The organism is Rhodococcus sp. 27YEA6 (assembly GCF_044908235.1).
GTDB lineage: Bacteria > Actinomycetota > Actinomycetes > Mycobacteriales > Mycobacteriaceae > Rhodococcus_F > Rhodococcus_F qingshengii.
In genome coordinates, this window is record NZ_JBIYCY010000027.1 from 1 (window position 1) to 22,438 (window position 22,438).

The 22,438-nt window shown below is 60.8% G+C and carries 20 protein-coding genes; 9 read left to right on the forward strand and 11 right to left on the reverse strand.

From position 1 onward, the window contains the following. Nucleotides 1-563: 563 nt before the first annotated feature. Nucleotides 564-1,022 (reverse strand): hypothetical protein, encoded by a 459-nt coding sequence (locus tag ABH939_RS31250; protein WP_041814171.1) that lies wholly within the window; start codon nucleotides 1,020-1,022, stop codon nucleotides 564-566. Nucleotides 1,023-1,510: 488 nt separating this feature from the next. On the opposite strand from ABH939_RS31250, the gene ABH939_RS31255 reads away from it, so the two are divergent. Then, on the forward strand, nucleotides 1,511-1,930 hold the full coding sequence (locus tag ABH939_RS31255) for an SMI1/KNR4 family protein (RefSeq protein WP_011331707.1): 420 nt from the start codon (nucleotides 1,511-1,513) through the stop codon (nucleotides 1,928-1,930). 176 nt (nucleotides 1,931-2,106) lie between these two features. Here ABH939_RS31255 and ABH939_RS31260 read toward each other — a convergent pair whose 3' ends face one another. The 8 genes from ABH939_RS31260 to ABH939_RS31295 form a co-directional block, all read right to left on the reverse strand. Then, nucleotides 2,107-2,787: a hypothetical protein gene (locus ABH939_RS31260; RefSeq protein WP_011331708.1), complete on the reverse strand. Its 681-nt coding sequence runs from the start codon at nucleotides 2,785-2,787 to the stop codon at nucleotides 2,107-2,109. A gap of 11 nt (nucleotides 2,788-2,798) precedes the next feature. After that, entirely contained in the window at nucleotides 2,799-4,514 is a 1,716-nt protein-coding gene (locus ABH939_RS31265) for a peptidoglycan DD-metalloendopeptidase family protein (protein ID WP_011331709.1), read from the reverse strand. Beyond that, nucleotides 4,514-6,862, reverse strand: coding sequence for a hypothetical protein (locus ABH939_RS31270; RefSeq protein WP_011331710.1), 2,349 nt, complete (start codon nucleotides 6,860-6,862; stop codon nucleotides 4,514-4,516). Before ABH939_RS31270 ends, ABH939_RS31265 begins: the two co-directional genes overlap by 1 nt. Further along, the gene (locus ABH939_RS31275; RefSeq protein WP_225320451.1) at nucleotides 6,859-9,354 is read right to left on the reverse strand and encodes an ATP-binding protein; all 2,496 of its coding nucleotides are present in this window, start codon (nucleotides 9,352-9,354) and stop codon (nucleotides 6,859-6,861) included. Before ABH939_RS31275 ends, ABH939_RS31270 begins: the two co-directional genes overlap by 4 nt. Nucleotides 9,355-9,391: 37 nt before the next feature. Then, on the reverse strand, nucleotides 9,392-10,003 hold the full coding sequence (locus tag ABH939_RS31280; RefSeq protein WP_011331712.1) for a hypothetical protein: 612 nt from the start codon (nucleotides 10,001-10,003) through the stop codon (nucleotides 9,392-9,394). Between the two features lie 139 nt (nucleotides 10,004-10,142). Beyond that, nucleotides 10,143-10,463: a hypothetical protein gene (locus tag ABH939_RS31285; protein WP_011331713.1), complete on the reverse strand. Its 321-nt coding sequence runs from the start codon at nucleotides 10,461-10,463 to the stop codon at nucleotides 10,143-10,145. A 26-nt stretch (nucleotides 10,464-10,489) separates the two neighbouring features. Beyond that, nucleotides 10,490-11,683, reverse strand: coding sequence for a conjugal transfer protein (locus ABH939_RS31290; RefSeq protein ID WP_011331714.1), 1,194 nt, complete (start codon nucleotides 11,681-11,683; stop codon nucleotides 10,490-10,492). After that, the gene (locus ABH939_RS31295) at nucleotides 11,680-11,934 is read right to left on the reverse strand and encodes a hypothetical protein (RefSeq protein ID WP_011331715.1); all 255 of its coding nucleotides are present in this window, start codon (nucleotides 11,932-11,934) and stop codon (nucleotides 11,680-11,682) included. The genes ABH939_RS31290 and ABH939_RS31295 overlap by 4 nt, the downstream gene beginning before the upstream one ends. A 340-nt stretch (nucleotides 11,935-12,274) precedes the next feature. On the opposite strand from ABH939_RS31295, the gene ABH939_RS31300 reads away from it, so the two are divergent. Genes ABH939_RS31300 through ABH939_RS31310 form a run of 3 tightly spaced genes read left to right on the forward strand, consistent with a single transcriptional unit; the run spans nucleotide 12,275 to nucleotide 15,395 of the window. Continuing rightward, entirely contained in the window at nucleotides 12,275-13,114 is an 840-nt protein-coding gene (locus ABH939_RS31300; RefSeq protein ID WP_011331716.1) for a hypothetical protein, read from the forward strand. Further along, nucleotides 13,114-13,371 (forward strand): hypothetical protein, encoded by a 258-nt coding sequence (locus tag ABH939_RS31305; protein WP_003944214.1) that lies wholly within the window; start codon nucleotides 13,114-13,116, stop codon nucleotides 13,369-13,371. Before ABH939_RS31300 ends, ABH939_RS31305 begins: the two co-directional genes overlap by 1 nt. A gap of 23 nt (nucleotides 13,372-13,394) precedes the next feature. Further along, on the forward strand, nucleotides 13,395-15,395 hold the full coding sequence (locus ABH939_RS31310; protein WP_011331718.1) for a cutinase family protein: 2,001 nt from the start codon (nucleotides 13,395-13,397) through the stop codon (nucleotides 15,393-15,395). A gap of 170 nt (nucleotides 15,396-15,565) precedes the next feature. Here the strand turns inward: ABH939_RS31310 and ABH939_RS31315 are convergent, their stop codons facing one another. After that, on the reverse strand, nucleotides 15,566-16,348 hold the full coding sequence (locus tag ABH939_RS31315; protein ID WP_317829783.1) for a hypothetical protein: 783 nt from the start codon (nucleotides 16,346-16,348) through the stop codon (nucleotides 15,566-15,568). 165 nt (nucleotides 16,349-16,513) lie between these two features. Here ABH939_RS31315 and ABH939_RS31320 point away from each other — a divergent pair, with 165 nt between their 5' ends. After that, nucleotides 16,514-17,038 carry a hypothetical protein gene (locus ABH939_RS31320; protein WP_241199226.1) on the forward strand — a complete coding sequence of 175 codons (525 nt, stop codon included), beginning with the start codon at nucleotides 16,514-16,516 and terminating at the stop codon, nucleotides 17,036-17,038. Between the two features lie 261 nt (nucleotides 17,039-17,299). On the opposite strand, the gene ABH939_RS31325 is transcribed toward ABH939_RS31320, so the two are convergent. Then, complete coding sequence (locus ABH939_RS31325) at nucleotides 17,300-17,605, reverse strand: hypothetical protein (RefSeq protein WP_228233025.1); 306 nt, start codon at nucleotides 17,603-17,605, stop codon at nucleotides 17,300-17,302. Nucleotides 17,606-18,420: 815 nt separating this feature from the next. Between ABH939_RS31325 and ABH939_RS31330 the strand changes: the two genes are divergently transcribed. The 4 genes from ABH939_RS31330 to ABH939_RS31345 all read left to right on the forward strand — a co-directional run bounded on the left by ABH939_RS31330 (nucleotide 18,421) and on the right by ABH939_RS31345 (nucleotide 22,292). Further along, on the forward strand, nucleotides 18,421-19,095 hold the full coding sequence (locus ABH939_RS31330; RefSeq protein WP_041814162.1) for a hypothetical protein: 675 nt from the start codon (nucleotides 18,421-18,423) through the stop codon (nucleotides 19,093-19,095). Between the two features lie 683 nt (nucleotides 19,096-19,778). Next, complete coding sequence (locus ABH939_RS31335) at nucleotides 19,779-20,744, forward strand: ParA family protein (RefSeq protein WP_003942441.1); 966 nt, start codon at nucleotides 19,779-19,781, stop codon at nucleotides 20,742-20,744. Further along, a complete protein-coding gene (locus ABH939_RS31340) occupies nucleotides 20,741-21,481 on the forward strand; it encodes a hypothetical protein (RefSeq protein ID WP_011331722.1) in 741 nt (246 codons plus the stop codon). The genes ABH939_RS31335 and ABH939_RS31340 overlap by 4 nt, the downstream gene beginning before the upstream one ends. A gap of 535 nt (nucleotides 21,482-22,016) precedes the next feature. Further along, nucleotides 22,017-22,292, forward strand: a complete 276-nt coding sequence (locus ABH939_RS31345) for a hypothetical protein (protein ID WP_011331723.1) — start codon at nucleotides 22,017-22,019, stop codon at nucleotides 22,290-22,292. The last annotated feature ends 146 nt before the right edge of the window (nucleotides 22,293-22,438 follow it).

The following is a 22,438-nucleotide window of genomic DNA, read 5'->3' on the forward strand; positions in this document are numbered from 1 at the left end:
GACACATTGGCATCAGATGCACTGAGTCCGCATCACATTGGCGTACTAAAAGATCAGATTCACTGAGTTCGCATCAGATGCAATGAGCCAGGACAAATCGCGAAATGACACCGTCACCCCTTGACACGTGGGTTACGCTCCGAACAGCGCAACGAAGTGAGCATGGATCGGAGCGACCCCCGCGTAGGGGATAAATTCTCTCCCCGGCAACTACACCGATTCGCGCTGCTCAGCAGGTTGCGGGGCTCCGGAACGAAGATCCGAGCCGTCCATCTATCCCACGCCTCAGCCAACAGACAATCTGAAAAGAACCTTCTCCCGTGGGCGTCCCAAGCCCGTCCCCTTAGCCAATCAACGGCCACGCACCTGTTGTTCAACAGCCTGCGATGTGTCCGGTCGCGAGCCGTTTCGCGCGAGTCTCACCCACACAAGTTCGAGCAGATTCCCGCATCGCAAGTTTCGGCACACAAGTGGGGAACGTCCCCGCCGGTCCTGCAGATGCCTTTCGACCCTGACCCAGGGTCGACGGGTCGCGCCTAGGGTTCCCGGGCAATGGCTTCAGGTCAGGTCCGCTTGCGGCTCGCGATCTCGTCGGAGAGCCGCTGCACATGGGCGGCGTCCGCGTCCCTGGCAAGGGCGACGTAGTGGTCCATGACGGCCGGCCGGTAGCGCAAGGGCAACGTCTGTCCTGGGGCGAGTCGTGTCAGCTCGGTGATCGTGAGGTCTTCGTCTGCGATACCGCGGAACGAGATGCCGTCGGCTGTCTCCACGTCGAACATCAGGACCACGCGTGGATTGCTGTTGACCTCCCGCCAGTCGACGAGAACGCCGAGCGCAAGCGCCCCCGTCCGCAGTTCCGCATTGCGCTTGCGTGCATCACTGCTCATGAGCGGGTTCGGGGCGACGCCCGGAAAGTCGGGCCCGACGCCGAGCGATTCCCGACTCAGGTCAGGCCTGAGCTTCGACATCACATCGTCGAGCGTCATCTTCGAATCGTTGCGCTTCTTCTTCCAACCGAACATCCTGACCCCTCCCTCACAGCGGCGCCGGAATCTCGGCCTGGAGCTTCGGCGCTCGGTGCGATCGTAACGGCCGGCATTGCCCGAATCAGACAGATGCCCGACGCAAAAACATGCCGATGCCGACTCGTTGGATCCAGCGCGGCGATCTGCGGTGGTCTCCAGGTGGCGGGGTTCGACGCTGATGTTCGGATCCGAGCACTGGCCGTTATTGCCAACGATCATTCGAGCTGGTCAACGTACATTGCTGGCGAGATCCTGCAATCCGAAAGTCGTCATGAGCCCGACCTCGCGGAGATCGCGTGGTCGAGCTGTGGCAACAACACCGGGGCGAACGGATCGAGCAGTGATTTCCTCTCCGGATCGCAGCCAGAGCGTTAGTGCGGGAGGGGAGCCAGCATTACCCGCGCGGATTTGAAGCGATGCAACAGCTGCGCCGTCAGTTTGAGATGTCGGGGCCTAGTGTCCTGCGCCGGTAGTAAGTTTCCGATATGGCTCTCGGAAACGAGTTGGTCGCTCGCATCGAGCGGACCGTGGACTTCTACGGTCCCGGCCGTCCGATTCCGGCAGACGAGCTTCACGTGCGATTGCATGCACTCGACATCGTCCCCGACAAAGACTTCACCGAGTTCGTGGGACGTTGGGGCGGATGCTTCGTGGGCGTGTCAGTGCACGCATGGGACAACGCCGAGCTTATCGGTCGTGAGACATGCATCGAGCTGACCATGGGGGCGCGTGACGCATACGGCGCCCTCATCGACGGGGTGGTGTTCGCTGACGACGGGTCGGGGAATCCGATCTGGATCGCTGCGGACGGAAGCGTGCGCTTGGTCGACCATGACAACGCGAACACAGTTGTTCGACTGGCTGCCAGTTTCCGCACGCTGTTGGAGGAGAACGTCGACGACTGACTCACGAAGGCATCCGCGCGATTCCGGCTGCCCCTCGTCGCCCTCGCAGGCTGCATGTCCGCGGTGGTCGCCCCAACGACCGTACCTGTCACCGAGATGATCGAAGGCGTTGCGGGCGTCGTGGCTGGGGCCGGCCTACGGATACACGCATGTCGCCCCCTCGACGGGGCACTAGTTCATCGGACGGCTACTGCGCTTACACGCCAGACGCCGATTTTGACGGCACTCATGTAGACGGCGAAGGTGTTTTTGCTCAGTTCTTTTCCATCAGGTCCGGTGGCAGTTTGTGTCACTGCGAGCACACGGGAAACTTTGGCTGGTTGATCAGCAGGGTGTTCGTCGCCGGCAATGCTCGCTGTGGCAATGACGATCGCGTGGTCGTCTGCCCAGTTCTGCCATTGCTTACCGGTGATCGGTGCAAGCGCAATGAATGAGTCGGCATTCGCGGCGTAGTACCTCTCGTCGAGAAGTGGCGCCGCCCGTTGAGCTGCCGCGGATTGGTTTACGTCCTTGCCTGGGGCGTAAGAGAGCATGGTGCGAGCGACGGCGAGCATGACCGATTCTGCATCGTTCTCGTTGGCTCCGGCCAGTGTGTCGGGGAGCGCTGGAGGCGGAGTGGTGGTCAGGGCTGGAGGGGCGGTCGGAGGCGACGGAACTGTCGTCGGCGCCGAGCCGGATTGGCTACCTTCAGCGAGGACGTCTGTCGATGGGAGTGTGGGTACCGTCCACGAGCTGTCGGCCTCGGCACTCGTTTCCACCGGATGATCTTCGGGTTCGTCGCTTCCTCCGCACGCTGTCAGTACCAACGCGGCAGATGTGAGAGCAGCAAGAGCGAGCGAGCGATTGCGAGTAATCATTATGAAGGTTCCTATCCGAATCGTTTGACGTACATCTCTTCGCCGGCCCAGCCGGAGAGCGGCATGATCGAGACGCTTTTCCCCGATTCCGGGGCGTTGAGCAACATGTCCTGACCGTTTTCGGTGCCGTAGAAAATGCCGACGTGATGGGTGTCGCCGCCTGCGCCGAAGTAGATCAGGTCACCTGGGCGCTTCTGGTCGAACGGAATGTCTTGGCCGCGGGAGTCGTACAGCTGGCCGGGGTTGGAATGACTTCCGGTGAAGTGAGGGAGCAAAATTTGGCCACCGGAGGCTTGGTAAACCGCGTACAACGTCAAGCCTGAGCAGTCGAAGCCGACCTTGTTCGAATCGCCGTTCGCATCTCCTGCCCCGCCACCATCACTGATGCCTTTCGTTGGACCGTTCTGATCTCCGCCTCCCCACGCGTACGTTGTTCCGATCCATTGGGAGGCCGCAGCGATCACGTTCGCTCCGAACGGCCCACCCGGCTTGAACTGAGGTCCACCGGGGTTCGAGGTCCCAGGCGCGCAGGCGCCGCCGTCGATGATCGTTGTTGCGGCGCCACCCTTGACGATGTCTGCCAGCTCCTGCGGCGTCAGGTCTTTACCTGAACCTTTGAACTGCGAAGCTAGTTGCCGAGCGAGCGTTTCGTCGTCGGCGTATGCCTCCGGGTGAGCCGATCCCTGCACGGTTTGGGCGGCGACGGTGACTGGCATGGATTGCCAGCCCGAAACTTTGAGCAACGCGTCAAAGAATTTGACGTTCGCCGTTACGGGGTTCATCAGGTCTTCCGCGGTGCCCCAGATGCCGACTTGTTGTTGGTATTGATTGACCGAGAGGTGGTCGCTTCCGACGCCGTCGTGGGGATATTGCAGCGACTCGGGCACGTTGGAGCTGGCGAGCATTCGGTAGGTCGATTCCTGGCTCATGGTGGCCAAGGCAACTACGATTCCTTGATCAGGAACGCCCATGGACTCGCCTATGGCGACAGCTTGTTTCGCCAGCGCCGTTTGGCTTGCGTTGAGACCGCCCGTGCCGGCGGGGGTGGATTTCGCCACCAACTCTGCATCGGGCTGAGTTGGGGCGGAGGCTGCTGCAGGGGAGGCGGTTCCTCGTTGCTTGAGCCAGGGAACCGGGTCGACTCCACCGCCCATCGACCATTGTCCTGGGTAGATACCAAAGTGCAGGTGCGGACCGCTGGATTGTCCTTCGCTGCCGACTTTGCCGATGAGTTGGCCTGCGGTGACCTTGTCGCCGGCTTTGACGAGCACTCCTGCTGCGGTCATGTGCCCGTAGAGAGATTCGACGGTCTGCCCGTCGATGGTGTGCCGGATGCGGATCCAGTGTCCGTAGCCCGAGGCCGGTCCAGCGACGACGACTTCACCGTCTCCTGCAGCGTAGAAGGGGGTATCCAGCGGGGCCGCGTAATCTTGTCCGTCATGCATTTCGCCTTCTCGCATGCCGAACGGCGAGCTGATCGTGTACGTACCTTCGGCCATCGGAACTGCCAGAGATCCGGGTTTCAGACCTACCAACGATCCGTCTGCACGAATGTCGGTACCGGTCGGCTGACCGCAGGTGGTGTCCTCACCGGTGAGGGACAAGATGACGAGAATCGGCGCCATCAGCACGACCATGCACACGATCGGCACGGAGATGAGGATCCACCACCACTTCTTCGACGAACTTTCCGAATCGGGGGACGGTGGTGCGGCGAGGAGCGTCATCAGCGAGGCCGCCGGGTCAGCGAGCTCGGCTGCGGGGTCCTCGCGTTACCCGCTCCTGCTTGAGCTGCCGCCGCCATCAGTCCGGCAGTTCTGGAGCCGGATCCGGTGGGAATGTTGACGGCGGGAACAACTGGAGCGGCGGGCGGACGTACCGGCGCGGCGGTCGGCTTCGGCGCCTTCGGGGCGCGGGTGGGAGTGGTGGGCAACAGCAGCGGCGCACCGGAATCGGTGGTGAATTCGCGGAAGGACCGACCGTCTGGTGCAACAGTTTTCGAAGCTGAACTGCGAACTCGTCCACGCTCCGGAGCAAGACCCGACGGCGCCGTGCCAATCGACTTCTTGATGCCCGGTTTGTCTGCGACAGCCGATTTCGAAAGTCGACTGCGCACCGCGGCCGCCGCGCTATCCGCACCGGTTCCACGGCTCGGTGAGCTCGTAGAGGACCGTGAACCCGAGGACTGTGAACGGGCCATCGTGGCCGGGTCGGAGAGATTGTCGATCGACTTCTTGGCCTTCTTCGCTCCGGAGACTGCTTTCGTGCCCGCCCAGACTGCGGCGGCGACGCCTCCCGTTACCGCAGTCGACGTCGCTGTGCCAGCTACTGAGCCAACGGCCTTGGTTGATGTAGTCGCTTTCTTCGCGATCTTGCCTGCGCCCTGGACCGCGGCCTTGCCGCCACGGTAGATCTGCCGGCCCTGCGCAGCCATCAACGCGATATCTCGACCCGACGTAGGGGTAGATCTGGTGATGGATGTCGGTGCGGCATCGGGTCGCTTCGCCAAAATCGACGCCAGACTGTCCGACATCCGTTGCAGACCCTTGATCGCGCGACGGAAGAGGAGGAGTGCGACGATCAGGAAGATGTCGACGAAGAAGACGGTGCGGATGAGATTCGATTCGTCTGAAGCGAAAAGGTCTTGGACGACGAGCACGTATCCGACCAGGAAAACTATGGAAAACATCATCTGCAGCAGCGACATCGCGACGTTGGCGATCGTGCGCCAAAACTGTCCACGCATCGACGGTGCGATGGCAACAACGATGCCAGGGATGGATTTGATGGCGTTGCCGATCGAAACCCCTGCAGCGAGAACCAACCTGCCCGCCAGGTAGATCGCGAAGAGCATCAGCAGAGTGCCGGCGAAGATCAAGAAGAGCAGACCCATCGCTTGACCAGGGCCAGGATTGTCGGCGTATTGCTTCATCGGACCGTCATCGCCATCACACGCCGCGATCGCGTCTTTGATGCGATCTTCAGGCTTGTCATCCGGATTGAGCAGATCCAGGGCCGCCCCCGCGCCGGGAAGAATGTCACCAACCTTCTCTTGCACCTTGTCCATGACCCCGGGCCCGTCCGGGGTCGCGGCGTAAGCCTCGTCGAATTCCTTGACGCACTTGCCGTTGTTGTCCGGCGCATCAAGCACGACCCCGAAGTTGATCAGCTGAGTGGGCTGGCGCAGGAAGGTATCTACGAGGGTCGATTTGATGGTGTCGATCTGCTGATCGGCGTTGCCGCTGGTATTTCCACCGTTCGCCAGTCCCGACGCGACTTCGAGTCCGGCATCGCGTGCAGCGAAGACCAGGCCGTCGTTACCGACGACCCGGTCGAGGGGGTTGGCGAGAAATCCGACGGCCGCGGCCGCGATGACACACGACATGAGCAGTTCGTAGATGCCCGTGGAGAAGCGCCCGCGTACGAACCACACGGCCACGCTGAATCCGGCGATGGTCAACATCAGTGGGGTGAGCGCGAATTGGTCGGTGATCGAGGTGACGGAGTCTGCGATGGTGCGGACCGGCGTGAGAATCATTTCGATCCAGTCGAAGGACAACGCGTAAGTGATGAACCAGATCGCCGTCGCCATCATGAATCGGAAGACCTCGTATTCGAGGGTGATGATGTACGCCCAGATCATTCTCCAACCGCCGCCCATTGAGGCGTTGCCCTTGTCGATCGAGAGGAAGTAGCTCCAGGCGTCGATTCCGTGCGTGTCCTTGAGCGCCATCCATGCGAAGAACGGTGATGCACCTCCTCCTCCGCTGGGGTCCGCAGCCGCGGGCGTAGCGAAAATCAGCAAAAGTGCACCAAGAGCGTGCCATCCCGCGGCCACCCGAATGAGCAGGCGGCTCCACCAGCGTGACCACAGCCAGCGAGAGATCGGTTTGCTCACGTACATGATGACGACCAACCAGGATTCGGGAATCCACGCTTGGGCGATCCGGCTGGCGGAGTGCAGGAGCCAACGCAGTGAGTGTGTGACCGCGGCGCGGACGCTGAAGTACTCGCGGGCTTCGGGACTGCCCTCGACAGCGTCCTGGTCGAGGGGGTGCGCCGCGGTCGAGGTCATGCCTTCACCAGCTTCTTGTTGTCTTTCGGGGTAGTCAGCGCGGCTTCACGGCGCGATTCGGTGGCGGGGAGAAGAGTTTTGATGCGGCCGACGTTTCCGCTGCCGTCTCGCATGTAGCCCTCGCCTCGGCGGTGCGGCTCGACGTAGCCGTCTTTTCCCGTGACCGGCGCTGTCTGCTCCGTGAGCTCTTTGACCAGGTCTTGGTTCTCTGGGTCCAGGCCCAGCCACTCGATCGCGCGCTTGGCGAGGCCTTCGTCGGTGTGGCGATGAACAAATCGGGTTTTGATGAGGCCGCGAAGTTTCGGCGTCCCGAACGCGCAGTCCTGATCACCTAATCCCACTGCTGCAGAGGACTTTCGGCCTTGAAGTACGAAATCTTCGACAATGTCGATACCGTCGTCGGCGTTGAGAAGGTGATGAGCTTCGTCGACGAGGAACAGCGCCATCTGGTCGGCGTCGGCGAAGCACTGACCGCGGGCGATCTTCGCGATGAGTGTGTAGACGGCGTGACCGAATCGCTTCTCGAGCGGCAGATTGTCGTACAGGTGCTGCTTCTCTGTCTGCAGCTGGGTGGGGAGCTCCACGCGGTGGGTGCGGAAGATGATCGCCGGCGCGGTGATCGGCAATGCCGGAAGGTCTTTCGCGAAGAGCGCTGCGGCATAGGTCAACCGGGCGTAGACGTTCATCTCCTCGCCGAGGTCGTAGGCACCGTCGATCAGGCAGTCGGCGGAGAGGAGGTGCTCGGTGAGCTCGCCAAGCCCTGCGTAGGGGTGCTTCGCGCGATAGGACGGTTCGAGCACCTTGGCCAGCGCCTTGCCGTGCGTTGATGTCGGCTGGATTCGCAGCAACGCCAGCATCACCGATTGCGTCATCTCCGCCGCGATGTTGGGCGGGAAGATCCGCAGTGGGTCGGTGCTGTAATCGGGCTCGACCAGATCGACGATGACCGCATCCGTGACCGCCCGAGCCCAGTTGGCGTATTCACCGAGGTCACTTTGATCGATACCGATGACCTGGCCGCCGCAATCGACGACGTGACCGGCAATCACCTTCATGGTGACGGACTTTCCGGATCCGAGCTCCCCGGTGACAGCCCACGAAGAGGACTGGTCGCGGAGGGACTTACCGAGTATGTCGTTGTGTACCGCACCGATCCGGGCTGCCGTGATGTTCAGTGCGAGCAGAGGTCCGGAACTGTCGCCCAGATCGTTGCGAGTGAACGGCATGTAGGCAGCAAAATGTGTCGAGGTGGTGATGTGCCCGAATTCGCGCACGATCTTCGACGAGGGAACGCCGGGAATCATCGCCCACCACAAGTCCTCTTGAAATCCGAGCGGCGCGACCAGCTTGTAGTCCTGATGTTCAAAGGACTTCTTCACTGTTTGGGCTTCAGCGAGGGCCTGCTCTTCGGTGGGCGCGCCTACGGCAAAAAGCGCTGTCCAGGCGACTTCGACCTCGTCACGGTTGGTTTCGAGAAGCGAGCTGTACTCGGTCAGTGCAGAGGCTGCGATATCGAGAGCGCCCTGTCCGCCTGCCAGCTCGCCTTCCCGCTGCTCGTACTGTTCTTTGAGGTTTTCCAGCGCACGCTTGTTCGCACGCATCACGTCAGCGCCTGCTGTCACCTTGAGTCGAGCAACGAAATCGACGTCGATGTCTCCGAAGTCATCCGCCAGGGAAAAGAATTCCGAGCCGGGAAAGAGGACACCACCGGAGGGCATATCCGCTAGCGCGAGAATCACCTGGTACGACGCCGGCCGATCATCGATGTCGTAGGGCTGGTCGACCTTGAGAACTCGACTGAATGTGGGAACCTTCGGACGCCACCAAGTCGTGGGCGCATCGCGATCTGATTGCGCGCCTTCGTCGAGTCGTGCTGGGGCGAGCGCCGCTCCCGATTTCGGGGAAGGCGTGGACGCGGCGCCAGGCATGTCTCGATCGACATGGAGGCCGCGGGTCATGGAGTGCTGCCAGAGCCAAACCATCTGTGCTGGTGTTGCCGGTCGAGCTTCGAAGACTGCGGGGATATCGGCGACGATGAGATCCGCTTGGCGAATACGCGCCCGGACCTCGTCTTCGGGGACGGAGGTTCGAGGGAGTCCGATGAAGTCCGACAGCGACGTCCATGCCGCGTGCGTGGCGGCTTTTGCCTGTCCTGCGAGTCCGGTCGTTGTCAGGGGGATGCTCAGATAGAACACTCGTTGGCCGGGGCGATAGAGCTCGATGGAGTCGAGGGTCGCTTCGCATTCGATCGCCCAGTCTGTGTGGACGTCGAGATCAACCCCTTCGGTCATCCTCGCCACGACCGCTTCCGCACTCAGCGACGACGCGATGCCCATCAACATCGATTCGCCGGGCAGTGCGCGCACGAGCATCGTGTGCAGAGTCCGGGCGGTGCGCTTGTCGACGTTGGGTCGGTAGCCGTAGTCCATTCCGCTCAGTACGTAGTCGGCCCACACGACACCGGATTTCGTCCACCGGATATTTGCTGCCATCGACAGAGTTGGCTGTTCCATTGCGGCGGATCGCTTTCTACTCGGGGTTTCCGGCGTTGGCCAGCGCAAGGAGTTCCTTGACGCTTGATCGGCCGGGGCGCGGGGCGGGGTCGTTTGGTGAGAGGGCGGGCAGTTCATGTTCATGAGGTCGCGACCGAGTGCCGACAGCGTTGTGTGCGACCGGTACAGATTCAGAAGGGGATTCGGGTTCCACAGCAGCGACGAGTTGGTCCTCGATGCGCGGATCGGCAGTGATGTAGCCGCCGGCGTGAACAAGGTGAGGTGCTCGGATATTCACGCGTTTGCCGTTGATCTTCAGCTTGGCCTCAGGCGGCGCGAAGACGGCCTTTTTGACCCCTTGAGCGACAGATGCTGGGCTTCGGCCGGCCAATCGGAGCTTGCCGACGACGAACACCGTGCCGCCGCAGCATGCGACGAAAAATCCGACGTTCCACGTGATGTTGTCGCCGAGCCACAACGGATGCAGGAGCCACAGGATTGCTCCGACAGCGGCGCCACTGACTGCTTGCGGGACTGTGTAGGGGCCGAAAGGGAGCTTCTTACCGTCGGGTGTGCGGCCGATCAGCTGAGGGATTTTCCGAGCTGTTGTGAAGTCTTTGATGACTTCGACGTTGTTGTCGTCGTTCATGTGGGCACCGACTCGCGTGAGGAGTTCTGTCGGTGTGCTCGTGTGGTCGCGTCCGTTGCCGCGGTGGTTACCTCGGACATCTGCAGTCCTCCTTGTCAGGGTCGGTGAAGGGCGATTCGAGTGGGCGCGCGGTCGCCGTTTACACCGGCAGATCCAGACTCGGGTCCGGCGCTTCTACGACCTGCACGACAGAGATGGCCAGGTCCTCTCCGGTTCGGTCTTTGAGGGAGTCCATGTTGAAGACAACCCAGAGCGCTGCAGCACCGATGAGGGCGGAGACGACCAGCCGGGCGATCGTGAAGGACTGCATCAAGTTCCGGAGAAGGAAGTACAGGACCAGGCAGCTGGCTGCAGATTGGAGGGCGACCTTTCCGTTGTTGGTCAGCTCTCCGATCTTTTCGAAGACACCGGCGGCGACGATCGCGGTGTTGGGGTCAGCGGCGGCGAGTGCGAGGGACATGATGGGTCACCTTTCGGTTCGAGGGGTCAATTTCCTGAAGGGGAAAACAGTGGGACTTCGCCGACAGCTGGAAGCGACGATCCGGGTGTTTGGCTTGGCGCGGGAGCCTGAGTCGGCGCTACGGATGTCGGTGCGGAAGTCGACGGAGCGTTCTTCGGAGTCGACGGGGCCGGGGCGCTCGTGGTCGACGAATTGACTCCGCTGCGAGGAGCAGTAGCGGCAAAGAGCGGCGTTGAGTCGATGGCGCTGACTTCCCAGCGACCGCCGCGGGAAGTCATCGTCAGCGCGTACTGACCGTTGACAGATTCGGCGTCGGTGATCTTCAAAGATGCAGTGATCAACAAGCGCACGACGTCGCCATCTGAACGCGGTGCAGCCGAGTTCGACGCACTGAGATCGACCGAGGAGAGCACATCGGTGAGTGCGATGCTGCGGTATGGCGCCGGGACGATCGGTGCGATGGAGACCCCCGGCGTCAGGTAGCGAGCAACCTCGCCGTTGCCTGTCAGAAGTGCGGCGAGGAACTGGTTGGCCGAGGTTCCGATCGGGTGATTCGCGACTCGGAACTTATATCCGAGTTGAAGGTCTACAGCTGTCGACGGCTGCGCAACTTCGGAAGGAAGTGTGGCGGCGCGCGCACCGGATTCGGTCACAACAACAGGAACTTGGAAGTAGCGCCGAACGATTGTTGCGGAGGCATCGTTGGCGGGGCGTACCGAGACCGATACCGTCACGGCGTAGGTTCGTGCGTCGCGATCGAAGGCAATTGATGCGATGGCGGGGTCCGTCGCAACGTAGAGCGCAGATGCCGGAAGATTCGGTGGCGTGGCAACGAACCGTTCGATCTCACGCTCGCTTCCTCGGCTGCCTTGAAGCCACGTCACGACCAGTTGACGGGCTACATCTTCGGCTTGGGCTTGTGCTGCGGTGTCAATGCTTTGCGCTTCGTTGTCAGTTGCTTTGACGACTGCCGGAGTTGACGACGAGCCGAATACGACGAGCAGCAGTGAGACAATTCCTGCGACGAGAGCGGCGATGATCGCACCGCGAATTGCACGTGTAGTCCACTGCTGACGAAGGCCCCACTGGACTCGCTCTGCGCGGACACGCTCCTCTACTTCATCGACGATCGTCTCGGTGGAATCGGCGGTTGCGGAACCATCCTGCTTCCGTTTCGGAGTGCGCCCGAAATTGTTGATCTTCTTCCAATCAATGTTCATCGGATACCTGCCTCGGACGGCTGCTCTGACGAGTCGAGTTCTGATTCGCCATCCGAGATGTCGGCGCTCATTGCCCGCGCAAGCGCTGCACGAGCGGCCGGCGCCTCTGCGAATACCAACAACGAGAGCGCGGCGCTGGCATCTTCGTCGAATGGGTTTCGTGTGAGAGCCGCAGCGACTCGACGGATCTCCTCAGCAATGGCATGGGCGTAGCCGAGATCGTGCAGTAGCGCTTGCATCGAGTCGTGCATCCGGTCCTCCTGGCGACTGGCGAGTGTGAAAGCCGCACCGATTTTGTGGGCTTCTACTTGTAGGAAGATCCGGGCGCGAAGACCTGAGTGACAGAGCTCGCCAAACTTTTTTCAAAGTTTTTTCCGAGCGCGGTCAGTTGCTTGTTGCCAGAGGTTCAAACGTGCACGTCGATGCCTTCGATGCACGCGCATCTACTCACGGCAAAGCTCGCGGCAACAACATCTCCGGCAACAACAAACACTCCCCTGGCAACAACAAACATGCAGGTCAGAGGCAATATAGGGCTGCTCTACTGGGCGCGAGACCAACCTCGCACGCGCACAGAGGAGACCCGTGGAAATGTCCACCCACGCAGCAACCGCCCCCAGCCATTCGTCGTCCGCCTTGCCGTCCCATGGCGCGGCTCGAGGCGACCTTTACAGCCGTCTGAACACCGAATGGATGCAGCTGTGCGCACGACCCTCAGCAGCGGCAGAGGTGCTCACATGGTCGGTCAATCAGCCGGCCTTGAATCAGGTTCAGGAACTCAACGACTTGGCCGGCGCCCATCGTCTCGATCGCGACGCCGTACTGCTGGCACTGTTGACCCTCCACCAGGAGGGCAGCGTTCTCGCGGGGCGAGCGCTGTTGCAGCTGATGCTCGGGAAGTTGATCTCGTTGACCCGTCACGCGCGGGTGGCCGGCTTCGATTCCTACCACGCTTACGACGAGCGTGCGGCCACCACAATCGCCACTTTCATGTCATTGATAGCCGAGTATCGCCCGTCCGGAGAGAACATTTATGCAGCTCTCTTTTTGCGGACTTTGAAGAAGATCGCACACGAGAACACCTTTGCCGGTGAGATCCCCGCGTCGGATCTGATGGATCGTTCCGATGCTCCTGAGGCGGAAACCGAGAACCCATTTCTAGCCCAGGACTTGCTCGCTTGGGCTGTACGGAACGGAGTCATCACCGGCACCGACCGAGCTTTGATTCAGCGCGCATATCTCGACCAGACCGACACCGATCTGACATCGATCGCGGCTGAGATCGGCATGACCTCGGCCGCACTTCGTCAGCGGCTCTATCGCGCTGTGTCGAAGATTCGGAACAGCGTAGGAACTTCGAATCAGACGTCCGATCATGCACGCTTCGCCCGTGCATCGCGCAGCGCCCGGCCGATCGAACAGGCTTTGTGATGACTCGAACTCTCGACGCAGTTTCGTTGCTGGTGTGCTTCCTGATCGCTGGCTTCGTGATGAAGGAATCGTCACTCCTTTTCGAGACTGCTGGAAGTCTCGACGCAGCGCTACGTATCCCTTCCGTGAGTCATCCCGAACTTTTGGGACAGCTGATGTCGCTCGCTCACCGCGCCGTCTTCACGGTCGTCGACCTTCTGCCGAACACCGTGACCGCACATTCGGGCAGCGGTCTTTCCACTTTCCCCTCGCTGTAATCGATGACGAAAAGAGATCTGTCATGACGACCATCGCTTCCCCATCTACCGACTACCGACGCGCCCGTTCGGTAGGTTCGGCGGCCCTTCTTACAGCAGCCGTGGCGTCAACTCTGCTCACGATCTCAACGCCGGGGACCGCTCATGCCGCACCGGCTTCTGCAGGCTGCCCCACTGCGGAGGTGGTCATGATGACGGGGACGTTCGAGACAGATTCGGGAGCAGATTCTTCGGTGGCGACGGGCCTTCTCAAGCAAGTGACTGATCCGCTTGTTCAGCAGTTCGGAAGCTCCATCAAAGTCACTTACCCTGCCTACGAAGCATCCGCGTTCAACAAGGGCAAGACTTACGGAACGAGTAAGGCCACCGGAATAGAGGCTGCCGCGAAAGTCATGCAGACCCGGGCAGCGGAGTGCCCTAGTACTGTTTTCGCTCTCGGTGGTTACAGCCAAGGGGCGGATGTCGCGGGCGATCTGACGTGGCTAATCGGGCACGACAAGGGTCCGATTCCCGCGGAGAAGCTGATCGCGGTCGGCTTGGTTGCCGATCCCCGACAGAGTCCGAGCGAGGACAACACTCTCGTCGGTCCAGCTGTCGACGGAGTCGGTATTGCGGGGGCGCGGCCAGGCGGATTCGGAAAGACAGCCTCGGTAACGCGGTCGTACTGCGCACCTGACGACCTCTACTGCTCGACGAACAGCAACAAGGACGGCTTACTTGCCGGTCTCGGCCGAGTACTTTCACAGCCCCCTACTGCATCCGGTCCACAGCAGAGTGATGGCTCTCAGCCCAACACAGCGGCCCTGCAGAACGCCCTGGTTTCGGACTACTCGAAGGTTGATCTCCCGGGCCTTGCCGGCAACGTCGACACTCTGCAGAAGCAGCTCCAGTCTGGTTCTCCCGACCTCGCCAGCGTGAGCGCAGCGGCATCCGATATTGCAAACACTCTGGTCCCTGTAGCGGATACGACCAAGTGGGTGACTCAGAATCCCGCCGTCGAACAATCACTCAAGTCAGCGGACGCATCGACGCCCGAGTTCGCGGCCGGCAAGATCGTCGAGACGGTCAAAGGTATCGATGTGGCCGGCGCATTGAAGGCCGCCGATTCGATAACGAAGGCAGTCCAGGGAGCCACAGGCGCGGCGCAGGTGCCGCAGTTGCAGGCTTCCGTCGATGCTCTCGCCAATCAGGTTTCACCTTTGACGTCCACCCCAGCGGATGGGCTCTCCGTTGCCGCGAACGCGCTCTCGATCATCAAGCCGAGTGTCCTGATCGATCAGGTCACCCACATCGGGACGAATGCCTTCGCATTGGCCAACAACATTCCAGCTGTCGCCGACATCTTCACGACTCGGATCCCGCAGATCGTTCTCGATCCCGCGCTCGATCCCATGGCGAAGGTCAAGGCGGTGCACGCCGAGTTCGACCGAATCAATGTTCTCTTCGAACCACTCGTCAAGCTCGCTGCAGGACTGGACTACAAGACCGCAGCATCACTCATCGCGATGATCCCCGACCCGTCCGGTACCGCTCAGATCGTGTCGATGATCGTCGGACTCGTCGGCAACCTCGATATCATCGGTTTGGCCAACTCCGCCGGCGAACTGCAGAAGCAGCTCTGGCACGCGATCGAAACCGGCGATGTCATCGGAGCCGGTCTGGGTGCACTCCCCCACATCCTCGACTTCGCGAAGATCGCGGTAGGCACGCTCGGGGGTGGACAGAAGACTGATCCGGCCAAACTCGGAGCAGCGTCCGGATCGTCGGCGACCGGCCAGCAGCTAACTCAGCAGTCCCAGACAGGGGACCTTGGTGGGCTCGCTTCGAATCTCACCGCGCTGGCAGGTTCTGACGGCGCCGATGCACTGGCACAGATCGGGACTGAAGGACTGAAGTTCGCTTCGTTCATCGGTTCCGGAGCTCACCAGAGCTACGGAGAAATGGTCATCGACTCCGCTGGAACGACCGCTCTCCAAGATCTGACCAATCACTTCCGCGACGCGATTGCGAAAGTGACCGCCTGACTCGCCTGTCCTCAACTCTGCACACAAGGTCAGCAGTCAAGAATGAACCGCACGGCCAGGGAAGGGTCTCGCCGTCTACCGGTGGGGCCCTTTTCGCTTCTCTACGTTTGGCCAAGAGATTGGTTCACTCGGACATTGTGAGTCGTTAACGTCACCGTGCTTGCCGAGTCTCAAGAGTGAACCTCGATGCTGGTGTAGCGGAAGGTCCCAAGGACTCGGCCGGCATCGACCCGCCAAGGTCTGACGTTCGTTTCAGCTCCCCCTTGATGAGTGCAGACGACCGCGGTGGTGTCGAATTCAGCTCCGATGACGATCCCGTCACCCTTGCTGAGAGCTCCTTCGGCAACCCCGGGAAGAGGACTCCAGTTCTCCACAGTTCCGTGGCGAAGATTTTCACGAGCCCATCTCAATCGCTGATCGTGCGCCATGTCTGCAATCTCGCCGGGGTCGCCACGGACGCCGCGGACGCCGCGGAACAAGCGGATCCGCGTAGCTCCATGCCTCTCGTGCAGGTAGTCGGCAAATGTCTTCCCAAACGCCGCCGTCAGGACGAGCCAGTCATTTGCAAGCGAGGGATCAGCGAGGAGCCGCTGGTGTGCCTCAGCAAAACCGGCTTGGCCAGAAGGTTCATCGTTGTCGCGATAGAGATCGAATTTTGGGTCCACCACGGTTATCTCCCGTTCGAGGACGAGCCTTGGGACGTAGAGCCCGACGGGCCGACCGCCAGACTTGATGTCGATCTTCCATTCAGCAAGGCGATGTACGAGGACTGACGTATCGGCGACACTTTCATCGAGTTCACGCGCATTGTCCGCGACATTGCGCCGAAATTCGTCGGTATCGGTACTGAAAATCGCGTCGCCCAACCAGCTTTGAAGTGGTTCACGCTCCAAGAAGTTGCTGTCTCCCCGTTGCTGCGCTTCACGGTGCATAGAAGCGATCCTGCCTGCCAACCACGTCTACTCGCGGGTCCGACGCGCCTCAGAGCAGCACGTGCGGCTGGCGAACCTGCGGTGATGTGGCAGGGACCGATGTGCCTGATCGCCGATTCGCCATTCGAGCGGAGGGAGTTCACCGAGCCGCGTGGGTAGTCCATGGCAGCAGATAGCCTCCACGCCATGCCTCCCCCTTCACCATTCAATGACAGCGGCCACAACTTGTTCGTCGTCCACCTCCATACGGCGGCGACGAGCACTGGCGACCAATGCGTGCGGGAAATTGCAGCAATAGATACCGATAGCGGACGATCGTGGGAGATCGCGCTGGCTGGTGAAGGCGCGCTGGCAGACGACGCTCAAGCTGTCCCTGAACTCACGGCACTGGCGCGCAGCATCGCAGGCCGAGTCACTGGAGGGTTTCACCCGGATGCGCACACGAGACTACTCAGACGTCTGTTCACCGAACTGGGTCTTTCTCCAGAGTGGCACCAGAACTCCGATATCCGTCAGCTGACAGCCGGCGCATTGGGGATCCCACCAACCCATATGCCCACCACGGAACAGACCTGCAATCTATGGGGTGTTTCTGTACAGGCGCGCGAAAGCGCCGTCCAAATGGCTGAAGCGGCGGCAGCGTGCTTTGACGCGCTTGCCTACTTTTCTGCCGGCCACGGACGCCGCATCGTCGATATCCAACTGAATTGAGACAGCTATGACATACCGAATGTCGAGACTGAAACTGCCTGCGGGACTGAACCTGTTCTTGCGGCGACTGCGCTGGCGCCACGTCGCGTTCCTGTGGCTCGTCGCGGCCCTTCTACTGACTTTGATCAATAGGGAGGTTGAGACAGGGACAGTCATGCATTGGGTACTTGCGGTCCCTGTCGCCCTCTCCCCCGTGCTTGTTCTTTCCCTTTGGTTACTCGCAAACAGGAAGCGCTGAAGGCGCCCTCGTCGCTTCCCTCGTCATGTTGCGGGTTCGTCGTCTTTGAAGAAATATCCGGTCAGCGCCGCAGCGATCAGGTGCGAGCGGGATTTTGCGCCCAGTTCCGCCACGAGGTGATCGATCACGTCGAAGTCGGCATGAAATAGTCGGTAAGTCACCTGCGTCTCACTATCGTCACGTGACGTTTTGGCTCGAATGCCCCGGGCTGCGAATAATCCCCCACCGATTCGACCGCCAGGGTAGAGCAGTTCCGGAAGTCGATCATGAGTCGCCTCGATCGCGACGATGAAGATCTGACCGTTCGTCATCCCCGTGCTCGCCCGCATCTCCTCGAGCTTCGCATGGCACCTTGCCGGCACCCGAACACTTGACGACTTCCCTCCCCCATCCAGGTCCGAGGAACGGTCGACTTGCTCCCGATCTTGTTGACCTCCAGAAGGTTCAGCCTCAGCGGGGCGCTCCACATGCGCGGGCACTTCCCGCCCTTGTTCAATTTCGTCGTTGTCACCCTCGATGTACGCGGAAGCGATGCTCTCGAGCGATCGGGCCGCGGCCGAACGGAAGGTCCCGGCGAGTGGTCGGTGCCCTCCAGCCGACTGAGACGGGCCTTGGTTATGCGTGCTAGTCACGTCAATCTCCGATACTGAACAGGGAACGAGACGCGCTCGCTCAAACCTAAAGTGATCTTGCTGAGAGTTATACAGCCCTCCCTGGACAGCTCGGGTGCGACGAGACACCTCACCCAAGACCCGCGAATCTTGCACCCAAGTCATATCCACAGCCGTTAGAGAAACCTATCGGATCATTTCGATACGACCAAGACGTAAGCACCTAATTGCCTACATATGCGGAAGTGGCAAGCTCGATTTCATCACAGAACGATATGCATCGCGTCCCACACGCATCCCAATCTCCCATCAAGTCCAATTCGACTGGCGCTTTATGCGGCATTGGGACGCCTCTGGGACGCCTTCGAAAGTGAGTGGCAACGTTTGCGAAGCAGCTTGGCTGGTATGTCGGTATGACTGGCATGCGATCGTCGGAATGCCTTCAAGTTCCAAACAGGGCGATAAGCATGATTCGTCGGGACGCAACTAGTACTACTGATGACACACCACCGGTGTGGTGTCATCATTGTTCTATGACCGTTCCCGGCAGCGAGATGGGCCTCAAGCTCAACTCTGCATGGGTCGACGATCTCCGCTGGCACCGCGACCAATACAGGCAGTCTCGATTTCAATGGACGAGCAGCGACGCCCTGTTGGCTGCGACCGAGTTCACTCGCGGACGCCAAAGCTTCACCACCCTGTCTGAACTGCGCGAACTAAGCCAAGCGCGACGCTCAGCCGCCGCATACGCCACAGTGTGCCAACGGGCATTCGGCGAGGCCGCCAGACATGCGCGCAGGGGCCTCGAAACGACCACATCCTGGTCCGCAGTTGCTCGCGAACTGGACACGACTGTGGTCACCTGCTCGGCGAGTTCCCACTTTTCGATCTGGTCGCAGGCGCACGAACGCACAAATCCCCAGGTAGCCCGGGTGCAAAAGATCGTCGACGGGCTCTATTTCTCTAATCCCCTGATCCGCGCGTGGGAGCTCAAGCAGCTCTGGGACCTATATGCGGCTGCCGAGGACATCCTCGAAGACACTTTGGTCGATCTAGCCGTCGAACTCGACGGATTTCGCCGGGCTGACGACATCGCTCAGGCCGCAGATGTCCGCACCGTCGCCGGCCTCGGACATCGCATCAAGTCACAGCGTGCACAGCGGGGGGCCATCGGCGATCCACGACGAACCCCACATCAGTACAGCTAAACAGCTATTTCACGCACACCTTCACGCAAAGCAAGCCATGTTGAATCACGCAGAGTGAGTAGTGAGTCCGGGCTCTAGAATTCTGATCACGCACCCGGTCACCCTCGCCTACAAGCAGGCGGATCCGTACGCCAATTGGCAACTGATTCCGCCTGTGGCACAGCATGTAGACCCGCACCACATGCCGTACGAGAACCCCAGGTGCCACCCCGCACGCAAGCCCATCCTTCTGCACGCACATCATCCTGCGAGCGGTCACGCAAAACATCACGGATGCACACCCGCCCATCAAACCGCTGTGCGCTCCGCACCCGATCATGCGGGGTCTCACGCATAGAGCCACGTTGTATCTCCCGTGTTATTCCACGCAGACATGCACGCAGAAGACCACGTTTCTTTACACGCCATTTGGTCCGCGTGTCTTCACGCATCATTACCCGCATTTCTTCACGCATGATTTCACGCAGTGCCTCACGTAGTGACTCACGCGCGTTCACATACGTGCCCACCTGCGGTTACATCGGCATGCAAACACGCGGCCTCGCACGCGGTGCCGCATGCCGATCCACATGCCTGAACACATACGGCCCCACACGCGTGGCATACCGCGAGTTGTCCAGGACCCCTGCTAACTTTCCTTACAGACCACTCGTCAGAAACCAACGTCCATTGGGAGAACCACCATGTCTGTAGATGCCGTTCCAACGACACCCACTCATCAGCAACTGCCTGCCTGCTTCGGATTCTTCAACGGTAAAGGGGGAGTGGGCAAGACCTCACTCTGCGCGAACACCGGAGGCTTACTCGCTGCCGGCGGCTACCGGGTTCTCTTGCTTGACTTCGACCCCCAGGCCAACTTGTGCCGCGACCTCGGGTTCGTGAAGGAGGACGGCGTGCCCTTGTTCTCAGCCCTCTTGAGCGGGTCGGCACCGCCGATCATCCAAAACGTCGGTGGTCGCGAGAATCTCGACATCGTTCCAGGCGGCCCGGCAATGTTCGACCTTGCCGCAGTCATGGTGTCCAGGCAGCAACGCCAGGGAGGCAAACGACTAGGACAGCTTCTACTGGCCATGTTGCTGCAAGTGGCCGCAGACTACGACGTCATTATCTTCGATACCCCTCCGACGGATCTCACGATCATCGAAGCAGTGATGGAAGTAGTCCACGCTGTGGTCATTCCAATCCGCGCAGATGATGCCAGCCTCGACGGCATGGAAACGATCGCCGGCCAGTTCTCGGCAGCACGAGACGGAGATCCGGAACGAAACCTTCCTGCCGTGAACCCCCAGCTCCAACTCGGCGGGATCTGCCTCTTCGGCGTCAGCTCACGCGCAACCAAACTTGACGCAACGATTCGGGAAGCAGTCGAGGAGATGATCGGCGATTCGGCCCCGACTTTCGAATCTCGGATCCGCACGATGGAAACCACCGCCTTCGACGCGCGACGCCAGGGACTTCTGGTGCATGAGCTCGAGGAACGATCGGCCGGGGAAACCGCATCACGGATCGCAGCGCTGAGGAAAGGCACGAAACCGAAGGATCTGATGCTCTCGCGAAACGCCTCTGGCCTGGCCGAGGACTACTCGAACCTCACCCGCGAGATCCTCGTACGGATGTCGACCATCACCGCTGAGAGGGCTTCGGCATGAGTGAAAATAGGGTCCGCAACCGCAAGAGCATTGCCAAGTCTTTCGCCCCGAAGCCCAACCGAGCAGAGGGACTCGCTGGTCTCTTGCCCCCGGCCGGCGGGCTGCAGCCTCGCCGCGCCGCGAGCCCACAGACACCGGACACGGCTCAACCCCAGATCGACTCCACAGCTCCTCACCCGCCGGCTCCCAAACGAGTCACCGACGCCCCTCAACCCGCCGTCTCGGCGCCTGAATCTCCAGTGCGGGTGCAGCCGATGGAACCCGAAGCTGTCACCGCTCCAGTCGCACCACCCCACGCGACTCCTGTTGTAGTCGAACCTGCACCCGCAGTCACCGAAGCGCCGCCAGCCCAGATTCTGGAAGAAGGAAATCCGCCGGCTGCAGATACCTCGAAGGTGACTGTCACGGCCTACCTGGATCGCAGCACTCGCGACGCCTTGGTGAATCGTGCCGCCGAACGGCGATGCGATCACGCCGATGTTGCCATCGAGGCATTCGACGCAGTAGGCATCGAACGACTGCGAGCCCTCTTTCAACCCGTAGCAGGCAGATCGTCCTCAGGGATTCCGGTCCATCAAGAACCGTTCACGGTCAAGGGGCCCGTCGAGACCTGGTTCCGATTCACCACCGCTCAACGTGACTGGCTTGACGAGCAAGTGAAGGTCGTCGGTTCCAAATCGCGCAGCCGATTACTCGCGGGCGTCTTGTCGCTGCACCTGCGGTCGCCCGCACAGTAGTGGTGAACGGCCTCCGAGGAGCAAAAAGTAAGCCTCGGAGGCCGTCTCTGCTGTCAGGCCCACATGAACGGCAGCGGAGGCGGCATCGAATTTCCAGGCTTTCGTAGCCTCGAAACGGATCGTAGATCTGGGCGAGCGCAACGGCCGATTCGTGTCTTTGAAGCCGCTCCCCACCCCGCTCCCCACCCCGCTCCCCACCTATGTGGGGAGCGGTTTTTACCTTCTGAACTGCTGTTTTGTTCCACTCCCCCCACTCCCCACCAACTTCGCAGATAGGTCACACGTAGTAGTGGGAAGTGCATGCCTCGCTAGCCTGACTCCGCTCCGACTCAGCCCGTCCAGGTCTCGCGACATGATGCGCACGAAGATTTGTTGACCCCATCTGTCACACGGCGCGGGGCACGCGGATCTTCCTCTAATCAGAGGCATTCCTTGCGAGGGTTGAGGGGATTTCAGACATGAGCAGCGCCATGCACGACACGCTGACACCGCCAGCGTCACCGTTTCAGAATCAGTTTCGATTTACGCTCATCCCATGGGACGACCAAGTAAAGGCGCGCGCCGGTGCCTCTCCGTGCGCGCACCCCTCAACCAGGCCGAGGTCTACGAACGTCGAGCAGACGAACTCGGGATCGATCTCGGGGACTACTGGGTGCTCGTCATGGCGCGCGCCTCGAACCTCGACATTCCTGACTACATCCTCAAGAAGTTGGATCCGGAGCGACTCCGCATCCACGACTCCCGCTATGCACTTCATCGGACGCAGACTGCTCGCGACGCGGCCGACGGCGAACTTTCGGTTCCAGCATGAGTTGGCCCTAGACAGCGAAAAACCCCCACTGCTTTGCCGGCCGGAGGGGGTTCTTCGATTCGATTTCAGTCCCGGGAAGCGACTTGCGACGTCACTTTCCGAACTTCACTTACTCAAGTCCAGAGGACTTATGGCCATTCTAACCA